The 13,053-nt window shown below is 42.8% G+C and carries 16 protein-coding genes; 10 read left to right on the top strand and 6 right to left on the bottom strand.

What is annotated here, in order from left to right; translation table 11 throughout:
- The first annotated feature begins 4 nt into the window (after positions 1-4).
- The 4 genes from PR833_RS02345 to PR833_RS02330 all read left to right on the top strand — a co-directional run bounded on the left by PR833_RS02345 (position 5) and on the right by PR833_RS02330 (position 2,958).
- Positions 5-625 (top strand): LuxR C-terminal-related transcriptional regulator, encoded by a 621-nt coding sequence (locus PR833_RS02345; RefSeq protein WP_014656110.1) that lies wholly within the window; start codon positions 5-7, stop codon positions 623-625.
- Between the two features lie 151 nt (positions 626-776).
- A complete protein-coding gene (locus PR833_RS02340; protein WP_040133223.1) occupies positions 777-1,148 on the top strand; it encodes an ArsC family reductase in 372 nt (123 codons plus the stop codon).
- A gap of 14 nt (positions 1,149-1,162) precedes the next feature.
- Positions 1,163-2,293, top strand: coding sequence for a succinyl-diaminopimelate desuccinylase (gene dapE, locus PR833_RS02335; protein WP_004920549.1), 1,131 nt, complete (start codon positions 1,163-1,165; stop codon positions 2,291-2,293).
- A complete protein-coding gene (locus PR833_RS02330; protein WP_004920553.1) occupies positions 2,290-2,958 on the top strand; it encodes a M15 family metallopeptidase in 669 nt (222 codons plus the stop codon). Before dapE ends, PR833_RS02330 begins: the two co-directional genes overlap by 4 nt.
- A 45-nt stretch (positions 2,959-3,003) precedes the next feature.
- Here the strand turns inward: PR833_RS02330 and PR833_RS02325 are convergent, their stop codons facing one another.
- On the bottom strand, positions 3,004-3,390 hold the full coding sequence (locus PR833_RS02325; RefSeq protein ID WP_181710202.1) for a DUF454 family protein: 387 nt from the start codon (positions 3,388-3,390) through the stop codon (positions 3,004-3,006).
- Between the two features lie 173 nt (positions 3,391-3,563).
- Between PR833_RS02325 and PR833_RS02320 the strand changes: the two genes are divergently transcribed.
- Positions 3,564-3,755, top strand: coding sequence for a YpfN family protein (locus PR833_RS02320; RefSeq protein WP_004920559.1), 192 nt, complete (start codon positions 3,564-3,566; stop codon positions 3,753-3,755).
- Here the strand turns inward: PR833_RS02320 and PR833_RS02315 are convergent.
- The 5 genes from PR833_RS02315 to ypfJ all read right to left on the bottom strand — a co-directional run bounded on the left by PR833_RS02315 (position 3,736) and on the right by ypfJ (position 8,851).
- On the bottom strand, positions 3,736-5,748 hold the full coding sequence (locus PR833_RS02315; RefSeq protein ID WP_113532671.1) for a tRNA(Met) cytidine acetyltransferase TmcA: 2,013 nt from the start codon (positions 5,746-5,748) through the stop codon (positions 3,736-3,738). The two genes, PR833_RS02320 and PR833_RS02315, sit on opposite strands and share 20 nt — an antisense overlap.
- A gap of 7 nt (positions 5,749-5,755) precedes the next feature.
- Positions 5,756-6,208 (bottom strand): DUF441 domain-containing protein, encoded by a 453-nt coding sequence (locus PR833_RS02310; protein ID WP_272525851.1) that lies wholly within the window; start codon positions 6,206-6,208, stop codon positions 5,756-5,758.
- Between the two features lie 108 nt (positions 6,209-6,316).
- Positions 6,317-7,657, bottom strand: a complete 1,341-nt coding sequence (locus tag PR833_RS02305) for a hypothetical protein (RefSeq protein WP_088499236.1) — start codon at positions 7,655-7,657, stop codon at positions 6,317-6,319.
- Entirely contained in the window at positions 7,657-7,950 is a 294-nt protein-coding gene (locus tag PR833_RS02300) for a DUF7677 family protein (RefSeq protein WP_004920570.1), read from the bottom strand. The genes PR833_RS02305 and PR833_RS02300 overlap by 1 nt, the downstream gene beginning before the upstream one ends.
- Before the next feature lie 10 nt (positions 7,951-7,960).
- On the bottom strand, positions 7,961-8,851 hold the full coding sequence (gene ypfJ / locus PR833_RS02295; RefSeq protein WP_116820361.1) for a KPN_02809 family neutral zinc metallopeptidase: 891 nt from the start codon (positions 8,849-8,851) through the stop codon (positions 7,961-7,963).
- Between the two features lie 377 nt (positions 8,852-9,228).
- On the opposite strand from ypfJ, the gene PR833_RS02290 reads away from it, so the two are divergent.
- The 5 genes from PR833_RS02290 to PR833_RS02270 are packed head-to-tail and all read left to right on the top strand — an operon-like array spanning position 9,229 to position 12,625.
- Positions 9,229-9,687 (top strand): PPC domain-containing DNA-binding protein, encoded by a 459-nt coding sequence (locus tag PR833_RS02290; RefSeq protein ID WP_014656117.1) that lies wholly within the window; start codon positions 9,229-9,231, stop codon positions 9,685-9,687.
- Between the two features lie 14 nt (positions 9,688-9,701).
- Positions 9,702-10,283, top strand: a complete 582-nt coding sequence (locus PR833_RS02285; protein WP_014656118.1) for a membrane protein — start codon at positions 9,702-9,704, stop codon at positions 10,281-10,283.
- A 2-nt stretch (positions 10,284-10,285) separates the two neighbouring features.
- Positions 10,286-10,990 (top strand): energy-coupling factor transporter transmembrane component T, encoded by a 705-nt coding sequence (locus tag PR833_RS02280; RefSeq protein WP_036940535.1) that lies wholly within the window; start codon positions 10,286-10,288, stop codon positions 10,988-10,990.
- Positions 10,981-11,826: an energy-coupling factor ABC transporter ATP-binding protein gene (locus tag PR833_RS02275; RefSeq protein WP_272525850.1), complete on the top strand. Its 846-nt coding sequence runs from the start codon at positions 10,981-10,983 to the stop codon at positions 11,824-11,826. Before PR833_RS02280 ends, PR833_RS02275 begins: the two co-directional genes overlap by 10 nt.
- Positions 11,813-12,625 (top strand): energy-coupling factor ABC transporter ATP-binding protein, encoded by an 813-nt coding sequence (locus PR833_RS02270; RefSeq protein ID WP_004920586.1) that lies wholly within the window; start codon positions 11,813-11,815, stop codon positions 12,623-12,625. Before PR833_RS02275 ends, PR833_RS02270 begins: the two co-directional genes overlap by 14 nt.
- Positions 12,626-13,053: the final 428 nt, after the last annotated feature.

The following is a 13,053-nucleotide window of genomic DNA, read 5'->3' as shown; positions in this document are numbered from 1 at the left end:
TACTATGTCTTCCCAAACCGTTATGATTATTGATGAACATCCTATTTATCGCTATGGTTTACGGCACCTTATCGACTCAGATGCATATTTCACTGTCGCAGCTGAATGCTGTAATTGCTCTGAAGCACTTGATATTGCTGACAAACTACAACCTGACATAATACTAACTGATATCAATATTTATGGTACTAAAACATTCGAAACAATTCGCTTATTACGTAAACGCTGCCTTAAGTCGTATTTATTAGTTTTATCATTTTCAGCTTTAAAAACAGATATCTACAATGCTATTGATGCAGGCGCACAAGGCTATCTGCTTAAAAATAGTGAACTTGATATGCTGATGAATAGCATGCGAAAAGCAGCGGCTGGGCACCATGTATTTAGCGAAAAAGTCTATCAATATCTCGTTAATCGCCATAAAATTAATGACCCATTATCATCATTAACGCGCAGAGAATGCGAAATATTGCATGAAATGGCGGCTGGATTAAAAAATAGGGAAATTTCCCAATTACTTTTTATTTCAGAAGAAACAGTAAAAGTGCACATCCGTAATTTACTTAAAAAACTAAATGTACGCTCCCGATTAGAAGCAAGTCTAATATACATGAGAGCAAAATAATATATTTACTATAATTAATTTATTATGAAATAATTTAATTAACTATTAATTTAATCATTAGATTAACTTTTCTTTCCCACAGAAAGCTAGATCCTGAATAGATTTTCGCGCATTATGTAGGGCTAACAGTAAATCATCAAAGGAAAATTTTATGTCAAACAGCACTTCTTCCCCTTACATTATGTATGGTATTAAAAATTGTGACACGATCAAAAAGGCGCGTCGCTACTTGGAAGATAATGGCATTAATTATCAATTTCATGATTACCGTGTTGAGGGGATTGATGATGCCTTATTATCGGCGTTCATCGCTCAGCTCGGTTGGGAAGTTTTAGTTAATAAAAGAGGCACAACTTGGCGTAAACTCAGTGATGCTGAAAAAAATGCCGTTGTTGATGCTGAAAGCGCCAAAAAAGTGTTATTGGCTGAACCTGCGATGATCAAGCGCCCAATTCTCGTTTCAGCAGACAACCGCTATCTTGTCGGTTTTTCCGCTGATGAATATCAACAATTTACTCAATAAGCCGGAGCGCAGTGATGGATTGTCCTGTTATACAACTCGCTCAAGAACTCATCTCTCGCCCATCAATTAGCCCTGATGACCAAGGGTGTCAGGCATTATTAATTGAACGACTCGAAAAAGTAGGGTTCACCGTTGAAAAAATGTTATTTGATGATACGGCTAATTTCTGGGCTTATCGAGGTGCCGACGGCGAGACCTTAGCATTTGCAGGCCATACGGATGTCGTTCCCGCTGGGGATGAGACAAAATGGCAAACGCCCCCTTTCATACCAACCATTATCAACCAACACCTTTATGGTCGTGGTGCAGCGGATATGAAAGGCTCCGTTGCAGCTATGGTCGTCGCTGCCGAGCGTTTTGTACAAAAACATCCCGATCATCGTGGTCGGTTAGCCTTTTTAATCACGTCCGATGAAGAGGCAAAGGCGACAAATGGTACGGTTAAGGTCGTTGAAACGTTGATGCAACGTAATGAGCGGTTAGATTACTGTTTAGTGGGCGAGCCTTCTAGCCAAACTCAACTCGGTGATATCGTTAAAAATGGCCGCCGAGGCTCTATCACAGCGAATTTAACGATTTTAGGCACGCAAGGGCATGTCGCATATCCACACCTTGCCGATAATCCAGTACATCGAGCGACAAATTTTTTACAAGAACTTGTATCAACACAGTGGGATCAAGGTAATGAATTTTTCCCCGCGACCAGTATGCAGATCGCCAATCTTCATGCGGGTACTGGTGCGACAAATGTTATTCCGGGTGAGTTTTTCGTTCAGTTTAATTTCCGATTTAGCACAGAATTAACCGACAAAATCATCCGTGAGCGTGTTGAAGAGATGCTAGCACGACACCAATTACGCTATGAAATTGAATGGAAGCTTTCGGGCCAGCCTTTCTTAACCCGTACAGGGAAATTAGTCGACGCCACCGTGCAAGCTATTCATGAATTCACGGGGCGCACTACAGAGCTCTCAACGAGTGGTGGGACATCTGATGGGCGTTTTATTGCTCAAATGGGGGCACAGGTCATTGAATTAGGGCCACTCAATGCCACTATTCATAAAGTTGACGAGTGTGTCAGTGTACATGACCTACAGCAACTGGCACGGATTTATGAACGCATAATGGAGCTACTGTTACTATGATGACCATCGCCATGCTCACCGGCCGTTCAACCGACCATCTCGTGACATTAGGCGGTAATCACCGCCTACAATTTAATGCGACAAAAGCATTTTTGTCCATGCAACAAGCGGCGGCGAAGGCTGGCTTCAAGCTCCAATCCGCCAGTGCATTCCGTGATTTTTCACGTCAGCAACTGATTTGGAATGAGAAGTTTACCGGAAAGCGCCCCGTTCTTGATAAACAAAGTAATCCGCTAGATATTAGCGTATTAAGCGAAGGCGAATTATGTGAAGCTATTTTGCATTGGTCCGCCCTGCCGGGCGCAAGCCGCCACCATTGGGGCACGGAAATTGACGTCTATGACCCATTGCGTCTCCCTGAAGGGCAATCACTGCAACTTGAGCCATGGGAATACGAACAAGGCGGCTATTTTGCTGAGCTGAATCAGTGGCTAAGTGACAATATGGCCACATATGACTTCTACCGCCCTTTCACCGCTAAAAATGCAGGTGTTGCCTATGAACCTTGGCATATTAGCTATTGGCCCTTATCCCATGACGCTGAGCAACTGTTGACCCCTCAAGTGGTTCAATCTGTTTTACAAGAAGAAGTTATCTTGGGTAAAGATTGGCTATTAGCGAATCTAGAATATGTTTTTAATCGCTACATTAAAATTCCAGAATAGCCTCAAAAAGCGCCAAATCTCTTGGCGCTTTTTCATTTAACACCATCATACTTTATTATCATTCGATACAGGTTTATCTATCACCGGTAATCGATACATAAAAATCACTAGCCAGCATAACAGGACAAATAGACCTAACTTTAACCACCAAAAGTTCACAACCCAAATTGAAATCGTAAACGTAACTAATATCACGGCTATCGCTTTAGGTTTAGCGCCTTTTGGCAAACCTTTATACGTTTGCCAATGTCGGATATAGCCACCAAACCATGAACGATAAAGTAACCAGTGATGAAAACGCGGCGATGAGCGAGAAAAGCACCATGCCGCCAATAAGAGAAAGGGGGTTGTTGGCAGTACCGGCAATACAACGCCTAAGCATGCTAATATTACCGCGAGCCAACCTATTAGGATCAACAATCCTTTTTTTATATTCAAAATGGCTCTCCCAACGGCTTCAAAAACATGATTAAATAAACCCAATGACTAGGGTATACCCTATCGAAATTCAAATAGTAATGTGATGCCAAATGTGTGCCTGTAAAAGTTTCAACTTTTCATCCACCTTTTTAATCACCTCTTATTAGCAAGCACAAAGGCGACATATGCATTGGTTAGCAGATTATTGGTGGGTGATCCTACTGATTTTAGTTGGCGTCATCTGGAATTCTATCAAAGAGATGATGCGAGTAGATCATAAAAAATTTCTTGATAATAAACCCGAGCTTCCCCCTCATAAAGATAACAATCATCTTTGGGATGATAACGATGATTGGCCTAAAGATAAGAAGGGCTAATTTTTTGCGCTATCGTTTTAACAAGCTCAGGGTGGTCACGTTGCACAACGTCTTTAACTTCTGCCCTTGCTTGTTGTAACCACGCTTTTTGCCCCGTTAATGATAGCTGTTGGCAAATCTCTTCCAAAGATAACTGTAGTTGAAAATAGAAACGCAGCAGCTTCAACCCACCTTCTTGATGCGCTAATAAACGTTGTATCGCCGCACTACTCGCTGCCAACGTACGATGATAAAAGCCAAATCCAACCAGTTCAATCCAATCTTCGGGCGTTAAATGCTGCTTATCACATGTCGGCAAGTGGAATGGCTCAAGGTCACGACGCCAAAAGAGATCCCTTGGCAAGTTGTGTTTGGCTTGCTCACACATGCGTTGTGCTTGTGATGATAGCGGTAAAATCGCCATCGCCGTGTAACATCCACTGCTTGCTTCAAGGTGTTCACCAACACGTACTAATTGATAACCCGCTTGTTGCCAAAAACGTAATAACTCCGGTGTCAGACCAAAACTCACTGATAAAAAATCTTTGCCTTGGTAAACGGCCTGCTGTTTTTGAGCGTCAAGCAGTTGTGAGCCAATTTTTTGTCGGCGATAAGCAGCCTCAACCGCGATCCTCGTTGCACGTAGTGATGACATCTGAGGCGCCTCAGGGAAGTAATAATGAGCAGCAAGGGATTGTGCCACTAAACTCCCCCTAGGGCGGCGGAGACCAGCCCAAATTTGCCAACTTAGTTGGCTATCTAACCCACCTTCTTCAACCATCCATAAGGCTCCAATCAATTGCGTCGCCGATTTGGCCAACATAAATTGCTGGCGACTTGCATCAAGTAACCGACGAAGATCGAGAGGGGATGTTCGATAATGTGCACTGGTGAGTAATCCATAAAAACTTTTCAGTTGTTTAGGATCATCAACTAATTGTTGCTGGCTGATAGGCTCAATTAGCTGTAATGGCGAGTGATCGTTTACACCTTCAGGCTCTTCTAGTAATAATGCCTGATTGAGCCAATGTTCAAGGGGATCATGCTTAGCCCAGCGGATAGGCTCGACTAAATCGAGAGCAGTAAAACCGCCCAATTGCGCACAAAACTTATTGATAAAGCCTCGCCCTGTTCCTTCATAGCCATCCACCGTTGTCGTTAATAAAACACGTGGAAAATAATTGACCAGTTGGCGCAGAATATAACTTGGAATCGCTGCCGCTTCATCAATAATCAACCAGTCAGCTTTTATGTCACCATTCTTCTTACAGTAACGTAATAATTCATCTGGCGCCCAAAAATTGAGCGGCTGACCGGCTGATTTTTCTAGTGTTCGTATCGCGACTTTAGCAGGCGCACAGCACCAGCACTCCCCTTGCCAGTTGCGGATCAACATTCCTGCAAGGGTCGATTTCCCTCGCCCACGGGGAGCGATGATCCCCCAAACACCGTCATTTGCGGATAACAACTGTTCCAGTACATATTGCTGAGCCGGTGTCGCCTCACCCGAAGGTGGTTGCCAATGCTCTTTTTCGGGTAAAAGAGAAAAATGCGCTGGCTTATCTTGTTGCCAAACCAGCACGTCAGATTGCGCCTGTATCAACTGCTGTAAATGATGCACAAAATTAGGCGTGGCGATCATGCCATTTTGCTCATTCCATCGAATACTATCGTTATCCAATGAATACGCCCACTCAGTTTGTGGTGGCGTACATAAAACCAGCAAGCTCCCAGCCTTTAATGCCCCAGCAAGCATAGCGAGAGCCTCGCTATGCAAACCTTCTCTTGCATCAAAGACCCCATGTAAAAACTCTCTGCCTAATAATAAATGTGCATTTTTAACGGGCAATGCCCCCGTTATTGTTGATGAAAGGGCCTGCCAATCACCCGCGATAATTGATTGAATTTCATTTAATTGTTTATCTATCCACAAGCTCTCACCAGAGAGCACCAACAAGCGCCGATGACCACAATCATTAAGTTGAGCACAGATTTTAGGAAGTGAATAATTCATATACCCGCTAAGATTTACCGATCAATAATGACAAGATCCCTGCTGCGATAAGAGGACCAACAGGAACACCACGGAAGAGTGCTACGCCGACAACCGTGCCAACAAGTAGGCCTGCTACTGTTGAAGGTTGATGTGACATTAACGTAACACCACGGCTTCCCAACCAAGAAACTAACACCCCGATCACAATAGCAAGCAGTGATTTCCAATTTAAAAAGGAACCTAATACATCTTGTGCTGAAATTTTACCACTAGCAATAGGAGCCATCACACCAATAGTTAATATTAATATCCCAATCGTTAACCCATATTTCTCTACCCAAGGAAAGAAATTATTTAAAGGTGTGATCCGCACCACCAGCAAAAATAACATAGCTAATGTCACCGTCATATTATGACTGATGATCCCAAGGCCTGCTAAAACCAGTAAAATTATCAAGGTAGGATCGACTTGACTCATATTGTATTCCCTGTAAAACGTGCTGCTTTTGCTTATAAAATTAGCGAAAGATAAAAAGTACGGCTTATGTTATTGGCTCACCGAATAAGAAGCAAACGTCACGGCATATTATTGCCCGATATATTGTTGAAATAAGATATTTACAGGCTCTCCTCCGATAGCGATCATTTTATTTTTGAAAGATGCGGGTAAATCACCATTCGACTCGGAAGGTAATGTCATTAATTCAGTAATGAACGGGTCTAATCCTGATGGATTATTGGCGACCTTCTGTAAAATAGTATCTAATTTTCGCCAAAATGTAGCGCCTTGAGAATAGAACTCAGCATAAACAGAGCGATCCCCTGCTTTAAATCGCTTATCTAGTTCAATAAAAGTATGTGTCACTGGAGCATTTAATGGCATCATTGCAGATTCAATTGACGAAACAATTTGTGGCTGGCTTTCCATCTGTTTTAATGCTTTCAAAGCATAATATTGAGCAAGGCCTTCCTCAACCCAAGCTGGCTGCGTTGATTTATTTTCCCTTACCATATCAATAAGTTGATGAAATTGCTCATGGGCAATAACAAGTTGGGTTTTTGCATTATTGAGATTAATGTTTTTATCATCCTTTTTATCAGAATATAAATAGTTAGCCACGAAACTGCGACCACCCGCCGCCCCACCAATAAAGCCATTTTTTTCATTACTGCCGAGCCAAATCACCAACAATGTATTATCACGCTTGTCTTGAGGTGAAATTGATAACGCTTTGGTTAAATACTTTAAGGCTTGTTGGTGATAACCATTTAGCTGATATTGATCGGTTAACGTGACGTTGTCACTAAAATAGCGAACTTTCATATTCGTTAAGTCCACTTGTTGCAATCGAATATCCCCCACTAAATAAAATTCAGGCGCCTTATAATAGGCAGGAACCGACCACGCGCTTGTATTTTCAGCTTTCGCGCCATAGATAGCGATCCCATCGGCAGCACGAATAATCCCTTCTTCATCATTGACTAAGCGCAATAATGACGTAGGCTCAGAAAGCAATATCTGTTTTTTGTTTTGATATTCACTGGTAATGAAAATAGTCGCTTGCTTCGAGGCGTCAACATGCCCTTTTGCAACTTTATTAGGGAGGACATGCCACGAAACCCGTTCACAACCTATAGGCACAATCCATTCATTTTCGGTATTTTTCTTTAACAACGTACCTTGGCACTGAGGATGGTTAATTTGCGGTTTTAACCCCCACGCTTCCCCTCTCACGATCAATTTTTGTTCCTGCTCGGATTTAGGTAAATCCATGGAGAGCGTTAACATCCCCTCCGTTGATAGATCATCAATGGTATAATGGGTTTTCGCTGACGCATTTATCAACCCGAAAAATAAAAGCGTGGTTATCAATATGGTACGCGTCAAATAGAACACTTTAACCTCATATTTGGGCAGGTCATACATTAATATAGAGCGACTTCCCACTCTTCAAAAGGAGGGTCAACGTTAAAAGAAGCATCACAGTAACTTCGAATATAATCCGTTGCTCTTTTCTGCGCATGAGTAAAATTCAATACTTCCCCTGCCTCATCAATTTCCAGTGTATTGATAAATATTGCGTACGCTTGTTCAATAGCACTCGGCTCCTCGCCATACAGCGACAAATAATCAATCCCCTCGAGCATGTAATGTGAACCACTTGCCATAAAATAGCTGAAAGTTCTAATCGCCCCACTAACGCTATGGCTGAGCTTCATCTGAGCCTCCTTAAAATGTATTTTGCGCTGAAAAGGTGTTGCAGCTATTGATATCTCCCGTCTCAAACCCTTTTTTAAACCAAAAATAGCGCTGTTGTGAGGTGCCATGCGTAAAACTATCTGGGATCACGCGACCTTGGCTCTGCTGCTGTAATCTGTCATCACCAATTGCCTGAGCCGCATTCAACGCGGATTGTAAGTCGCCATCGTCTAAGATGCCCTCTTTATCCATATTGTGCCCCCAAACACCCGCAAAACAATCGGCCTGTAATTCAAGTTTCACCGACAGTTTGTTGGCTTCTTTTGTACTTACACCTTGCTGTAATTTTCTTACTTGCCGTTCAATGCCTAATAAGTGCTGCACATGATGGCCGATTTCATGAGCCACGACGTACCCTTGCGCAAATTCACCACCAGCCCCTAATTTGGTTTTCATGTCATTATAAAATGACAGGTCGATATAAACTTTATTATCAGCTGGACAATAAAACGGCCCCATAAATGCTTTACCTTGCCCACACGCTGTCGAAGTACCATTGCGATAAATGACTAATTTAGGCTGCTGGTATTGTTTGCCTAGCTTTTTAAATTCCGTTTGCCAAACATCTTCTGTGGAAGCAAGCATCACTGACGTAAAGTCGGCTAACTGTGCCTCTTGTGGGCTAATGGTACGATTTTGGGCTTGTTGCGAAGAGTGATTACCGATAGGCTCTCCGGTAATTAACCCCGTGAGATCAACGCCATAATAGCCAGCTACGACAATAACAATCAGAATAACAACGCCACTTTTTCCTCGTAATGGAATTCGTATCCCCCGACCATTGCCTTGAAAACCCCCTGATGAATTTTCTGATCTTCTATCTTCAATATTGTCGCTACGACGACGGTCTTGCCAACGCATAATCACCTCTATAATCAGCAAATAAACGGTTTAGTCACAGTTTAAACTCAAAATCGTTACAATTGACTTAATTATTTTTATTCATACCACGTCATCGCCTGCTTAGCACTCTGAACTAACACAGATGTTCAACATTTTAACCTTATTAATTAAGTGGATATATTGTTTTTTAACTGATTGTTTTTCACTTAACGCAAATTAATCGCAATTCCAATTAAATAAGCAATAGAAAACACTTCGTTACTGATATCTCCTTGATTGTTACTTATAATAATATGAGGTCAATATAAAATTATTATCACTGACGATATCACTGTATTTCGCCGAGTTGACAAATCACCTTATATTCAAGTCGTCATATAATTAGGATCACTCATATGAATGTAGCTTTCCCTCCCGCCTCCAATGCGCGCTATTTTGCCCTGCGATTACGGCCCGGCGAGGATGTTATTCCAACACTGCGTCATTTTATTCAGCAGAACCACTTAAAAGCCGCTTTCATTGCTGGTTGTGTTGGTAGCTTAACTCGCGTTAATTTGCGTTTTGCAGGAAAAGAGACAACCGATCAATTTGTTGGTCGATACGAAATTGTTTCACTTATCGGCACATTAGATAGCGAAGGCGAACATTTGCATTTAGCCATTTCAGATGAAAATGGTCATGTGCAAGGGGGGCATATGATGCTTGACTGTACCGTTAGAACAACGTTAGAGCTTGTTATTGGGGAATTAGAGCATATCACTTTCACTCGTCAATATTGCGAATTATCTGGATATGACGAATTAGCAGTTTCTGAACGCACGCCCCACAACTCCCATTCTTCTGTTCATCGCTAAGGAGCGGTGTATTCATGCCAAAATCATCTACTCTTTCGAGCCGTACTTTAGCGTTAATTGTTTTTTCAATCGCTATTAACATGTTAGTTGGGCAAATAAGCTCAAGCATTAAGTTGCCAATTTTTCTTGATTCAATTGGCACAATCATTTGTGCTTTATTAGCCGGCCCTTGGATCGCTGCATTAACCGGATTATTAACCAATCTATTATGGGGGTTACTCAGTGGCCCAATTGCCGCCGCTTTTGCCCCTGTTGCGATGATGATAGGCCTCAGTGCAGGGTTACTCGCTCATGCTGGATTTTTTCGGACGTTACCTAGAGTTATCTTTTCCGGCATCGTCATTACATTAGCATTGATGTTAGTTGCTGTGCCTATCCGTACTTATTTATTTGCAGGTACAACAGGTAGCGGAGCCGATTTTTTCGTCGCTTACTTCCATGCTGTGGGAGAAAACCTACTTGAATCTGTTGCCATTACCGTACTAGGAGCCAACATTGCAGATAAAATAGTGTCGGCACTCATTGCGTGGTTATTAGTGCGTCGCTTACCGCTGCGTGCACAACAAAACTTTCCAAATATGGCGCGAGTAAGATAAATATGCATCCTTTTACCTCGCTGACATTATGGTTCTGGCTCAGCTTTACTGTTGTTCTATTACCATTTGACTGGCCGTTAATTGTCGTCAGCCTGGTGACTTTTGCTATGCTACTCGCATGGCGCCAAGCACGTTACCGCTATCGCTATGTTATTGGCTTGATGCTACCAATGGCATTAGGGCTATGGCTGATCCATAGTGGTTGGCTAACCTACTGGCTGACAGGCGAGTTTTCTGTTGCGACACAGCAGCAAAAAGCCTTGGCTTTATGGTTTCGGCTTTTAGCCATTATCAGTAGTGCACAACTGTGGCTACAGTATGTGTCGACTGAAAAATTGATTAGAGCGCTATTTGCTAGCCGTTTACCAACCAGCTTTTCATATTTATTAGCTGGGCCACTCTTGTTTGTTGAACAACTACGGCAACAAATCAGCAGTATCAAAGAGGCACAGTTGGCACGAGGCGTCCCCCTTGATGGCAATCTGTTACAACGATTTATGTCATTACCGGCATTGATACTGCCACTCGCAACCCAAGCACTCAGTGAACTGGCTATCCGTGGAGCTGCCTTGGATATGCGTGGTTTTCGTGCCGTGAGTCAGCGAACAACGTTGGGCGCCCCAAAAGACAACCTCTTTCAAGCCATTTGTCGTTATGCCATTTTAGTCATTATCATCATTGAAGGAGGGATCGACTGGTGGTGGTAAATTTACAACGACTATGTTTTACCCACAAAGGTGCGGGATCAACCACCTTAGGCCCTATTGATATACAATTAGCAGCAGGACAGTGGCTTGCCATCTTAGGGGGCAACGGTAGCGGTAAAAGTACACTCGCTCAACTGCTCTGTGGTTGGTTACCTGAATTGATTACAGGTGAACTTAGTGGTGTCGCTGAGGTTTTATCACAACCCATATCACAAGGCCACTTAGCAATACTCAGTGCGCAACGCCAACTGATCCAACAATCACCACAATTACAATTATCCGGTTGCACATTCAATGTGGAACAAGAAATTGCCTTTGGCCCTGAAAACCTTGGGTTACCTGAAGCACAAATCAGGCAGCGGGTTAACGAAGCCATTGCGCTTACGGACTGCGAAGCTTTACGCCATCGACACCCCGCGACCTTATCAGGTGGAGAAGCCCAACGCGTTGTCATCGCAAGCGCACTCGCCATGCAGCCTAAGTTATTATTATTGGATGAGGCATTTAGTCGCCTCACACCAAAAGCCGCCCATACCCTGCTACTTGCGTTGAAACACTATTCTCAACGTACCAATTGCAGTGTGATCCTGTTTGAGCGCCAACTACTTCCTGCGATGAGTTTTTGTGAGCAACTGATGTTATTAGATGCGGGTAACGTCATCGCCACAGGTACTGATAGAAAAAAACTTTTTTCGGTGGCACAAACCACCATTAATATGCCCGATGCTTGGCGTGCACTTGGTTATTTAATCAATCAAAATGCTTGGCCTACTGACATTCCCAATGATAACAACGCATTACTTAAGGCATTTAAGGAGTATTATGCTACTTTTTGAACATATTGATTATCGTTGGCCTAAAAGTACCCAAGAGACCATTTCACAGCTTTGTTTGCGTCTCGAAGCGGGCGAATGGGTTGCATTAGTTGGTGACAATGGTGCTGGAAAATCGACACTCCTGCGGCTTGCTGCGGGTCTATTGCGCCCAACACAAGGTGAGATCCACTTTAATCACCAAAAACTTGCCGCACTGAACGCTATACAACGTGCCAGTCAAATTGGTGTTTTATTCCAAGAGGTCGAAAAACAAGTTTTCCATAGTCGAGTAAAAGATGAAGTCGCATTCGGCCTTAAACGACAAAAGCTATCTCAATCAGAGATAGAAAAACGGACGTTGGAAGCCCTTGAATGTTGCCATTTGCAAGATGTTGCCAATAGTCACCCTCTTGATTTAGATGCAGGTCAACGGCGTATGGTGGCTGTCGCCAGCCTGAGTGCGATTTCCCCCAAAGTGCTGCTATTAGATGAACCTACTCGTGACTTTGATGCACGTTGGCTCGCTTGCTTTGAGCGTTGGTTGGCATTACAGCGTACGATGGGCACGACGCTACTCGCCATTAGCCATGATCTTGATTTTGTTGCTCGCCATTTCAAGCGGGTTATTCATCTATCAGCAGGTAAAATCATTGCTGATGGTCCGCCTGAAACCGTACTTAACCACCCTGATTTACAACCGGAATCCGTGCTTCCAACACCAACACTGTATTCATTGAGTCACGCATTGGATATCGCGTTAGAAAGCGACCCTAAACGTTGGGCTGATAAATTTATCCGTATTAGCCGCGAGCCAATCTGACTTTTCAGCTTGAACGTTATCAGTTTTTATATGGTTGTCGACCCTTGATATCAACACTAAGGTTTGATTTATTGCGGTGATAACGTCTTAGCTTATATCTAGATATCGATATCAGACAGGTAAAAAATGCCATGTTAATGGTAAACTATCCCGAGTCAAGGTTGGGCAAGTGTGTGTCATGCTGCTCTGTTTTATTATTTGTAGCATGATAGGCCCGATGTATATAAATAACCCGTAAGAGAACTTTGGCTGTATAGACGAATTAAAACCAGAAAACTAATTATCTTCCTAAGTAAAAGCTGTAAACATCCATTATGCAGCTTCCCCACTAAAACAGCTCAGTAAAACCGATAACCTAAACGCCAAGATGTTAGTTAAAGCGTCAATACAGTTGTATAATGAAAAGTGGTCACAATTATCTGTGTTAT

Source organism: Providencia sp. PROV189, from assembly GCF_028480065.1.
GTDB lineage: Bacteria > Pseudomonadota > Gammaproteobacteria > Enterobacterales > Enterobacteriaceae > Providencia > Providencia stuartii.
Note: the sequence above shows the minus strand (reverse complement) of the source record. Positions and strands in the feature narration are given on the sequence as shown.

Excerpts from the sequence above, each read along its gene's own strand:
- PR833_RS02285 (WP_014656118.1), top strand. The coding sequence starts at position 9,702 with ATGCCAAAATCATCTACTCTTTCGAGCCGTACTTTAGCGTTAATTGTT.
- ypfJ (WP_116820361.1), bottom strand. The coding sequence starts at position 8,851 with ATGCGTTGGCAAGACCGTCGTCGTAGCGACAATATTGAAGATAGAAGA.
- PR833_RS02330 (WP_004920553.1), top strand. The coding sequence starts at position 2,290 with ATGATGACCATCGCCATGCTCACCGGCCGTTCAACCGACCATCTCGTG.
- PR833_RS02300 (WP_004920570.1), bottom strand. The coding sequence starts at position 7,950 with ATGAAGCTCAGCCATAGCGTTAGTGGGGCGATTAGAACTTTCAGCTAT.
- dapE (WP_004920549.1), top strand. The coding sequence starts at position 1,163 with ATGGATTGTCCTGTTATACAACTCGCTCAAGAACTCATCTCTCGCCCA.
- PR833_RS02280 (WP_036940535.1), top strand. The coding sequence starts at position 10,286 with ATGCATCCTTTTACCTCGCTGACATTATGGTTCTGGCTCAGCTTTACT.
- PR833_RS02310 (WP_272525851.1), bottom strand. The coding sequence starts at position 6,208 with ATGAGTCAAGTCGATCCTACCTTGATAATTTTACTGGTTTTAGCAGGC.
- PR833_RS02345 (WP_014656110.1), top strand. The coding sequence starts at position 5 with ATGTCTTCCCAAACCGTTATGATTATTGATGAACATCCTATTTATCGC.
- PR833_RS02270 (WP_004920586.1), top strand. The coding sequence starts at position 11,813 with ATGCTACTTTTTGAACATATTGATTATCGTTGGCCTAAAAGTACCCAA.
- PR833_RS02290 (WP_014656117.1), top strand. The coding sequence starts at position 9,229 with ATGAATGTAGCTTTCCCTCCCGCCTCCAATGCGCGCTATTTTGCCCTG.
- PR833_RS02315 (WP_113532671.1), bottom strand. The coding sequence starts at position 5,748 with ATGAATTATTCACTTCCTAAAATCTGTGCTCAACTTAATGATTGTGGT.
- PR833_RS02305 (WP_088499236.1), bottom strand. The coding sequence starts at position 7,657 with ATGTATGACCTGCCCAAATATGAGGTTAAAGTGTTCTATTTGACGCGT.
- PR833_RS02320 (WP_004920559.1), top strand. The coding sequence starts at position 3,564 with ATGCATTGGTTAGCAGATTATTGGTGGGTGATCCTACTGATTTTAGTT.
- PR833_RS02340 (WP_040133223.1), top strand. The coding sequence starts at position 777 with ATGTCAAACAGCACTTCTTCCCCTTACATTATGTATGGTATTAAAAAT.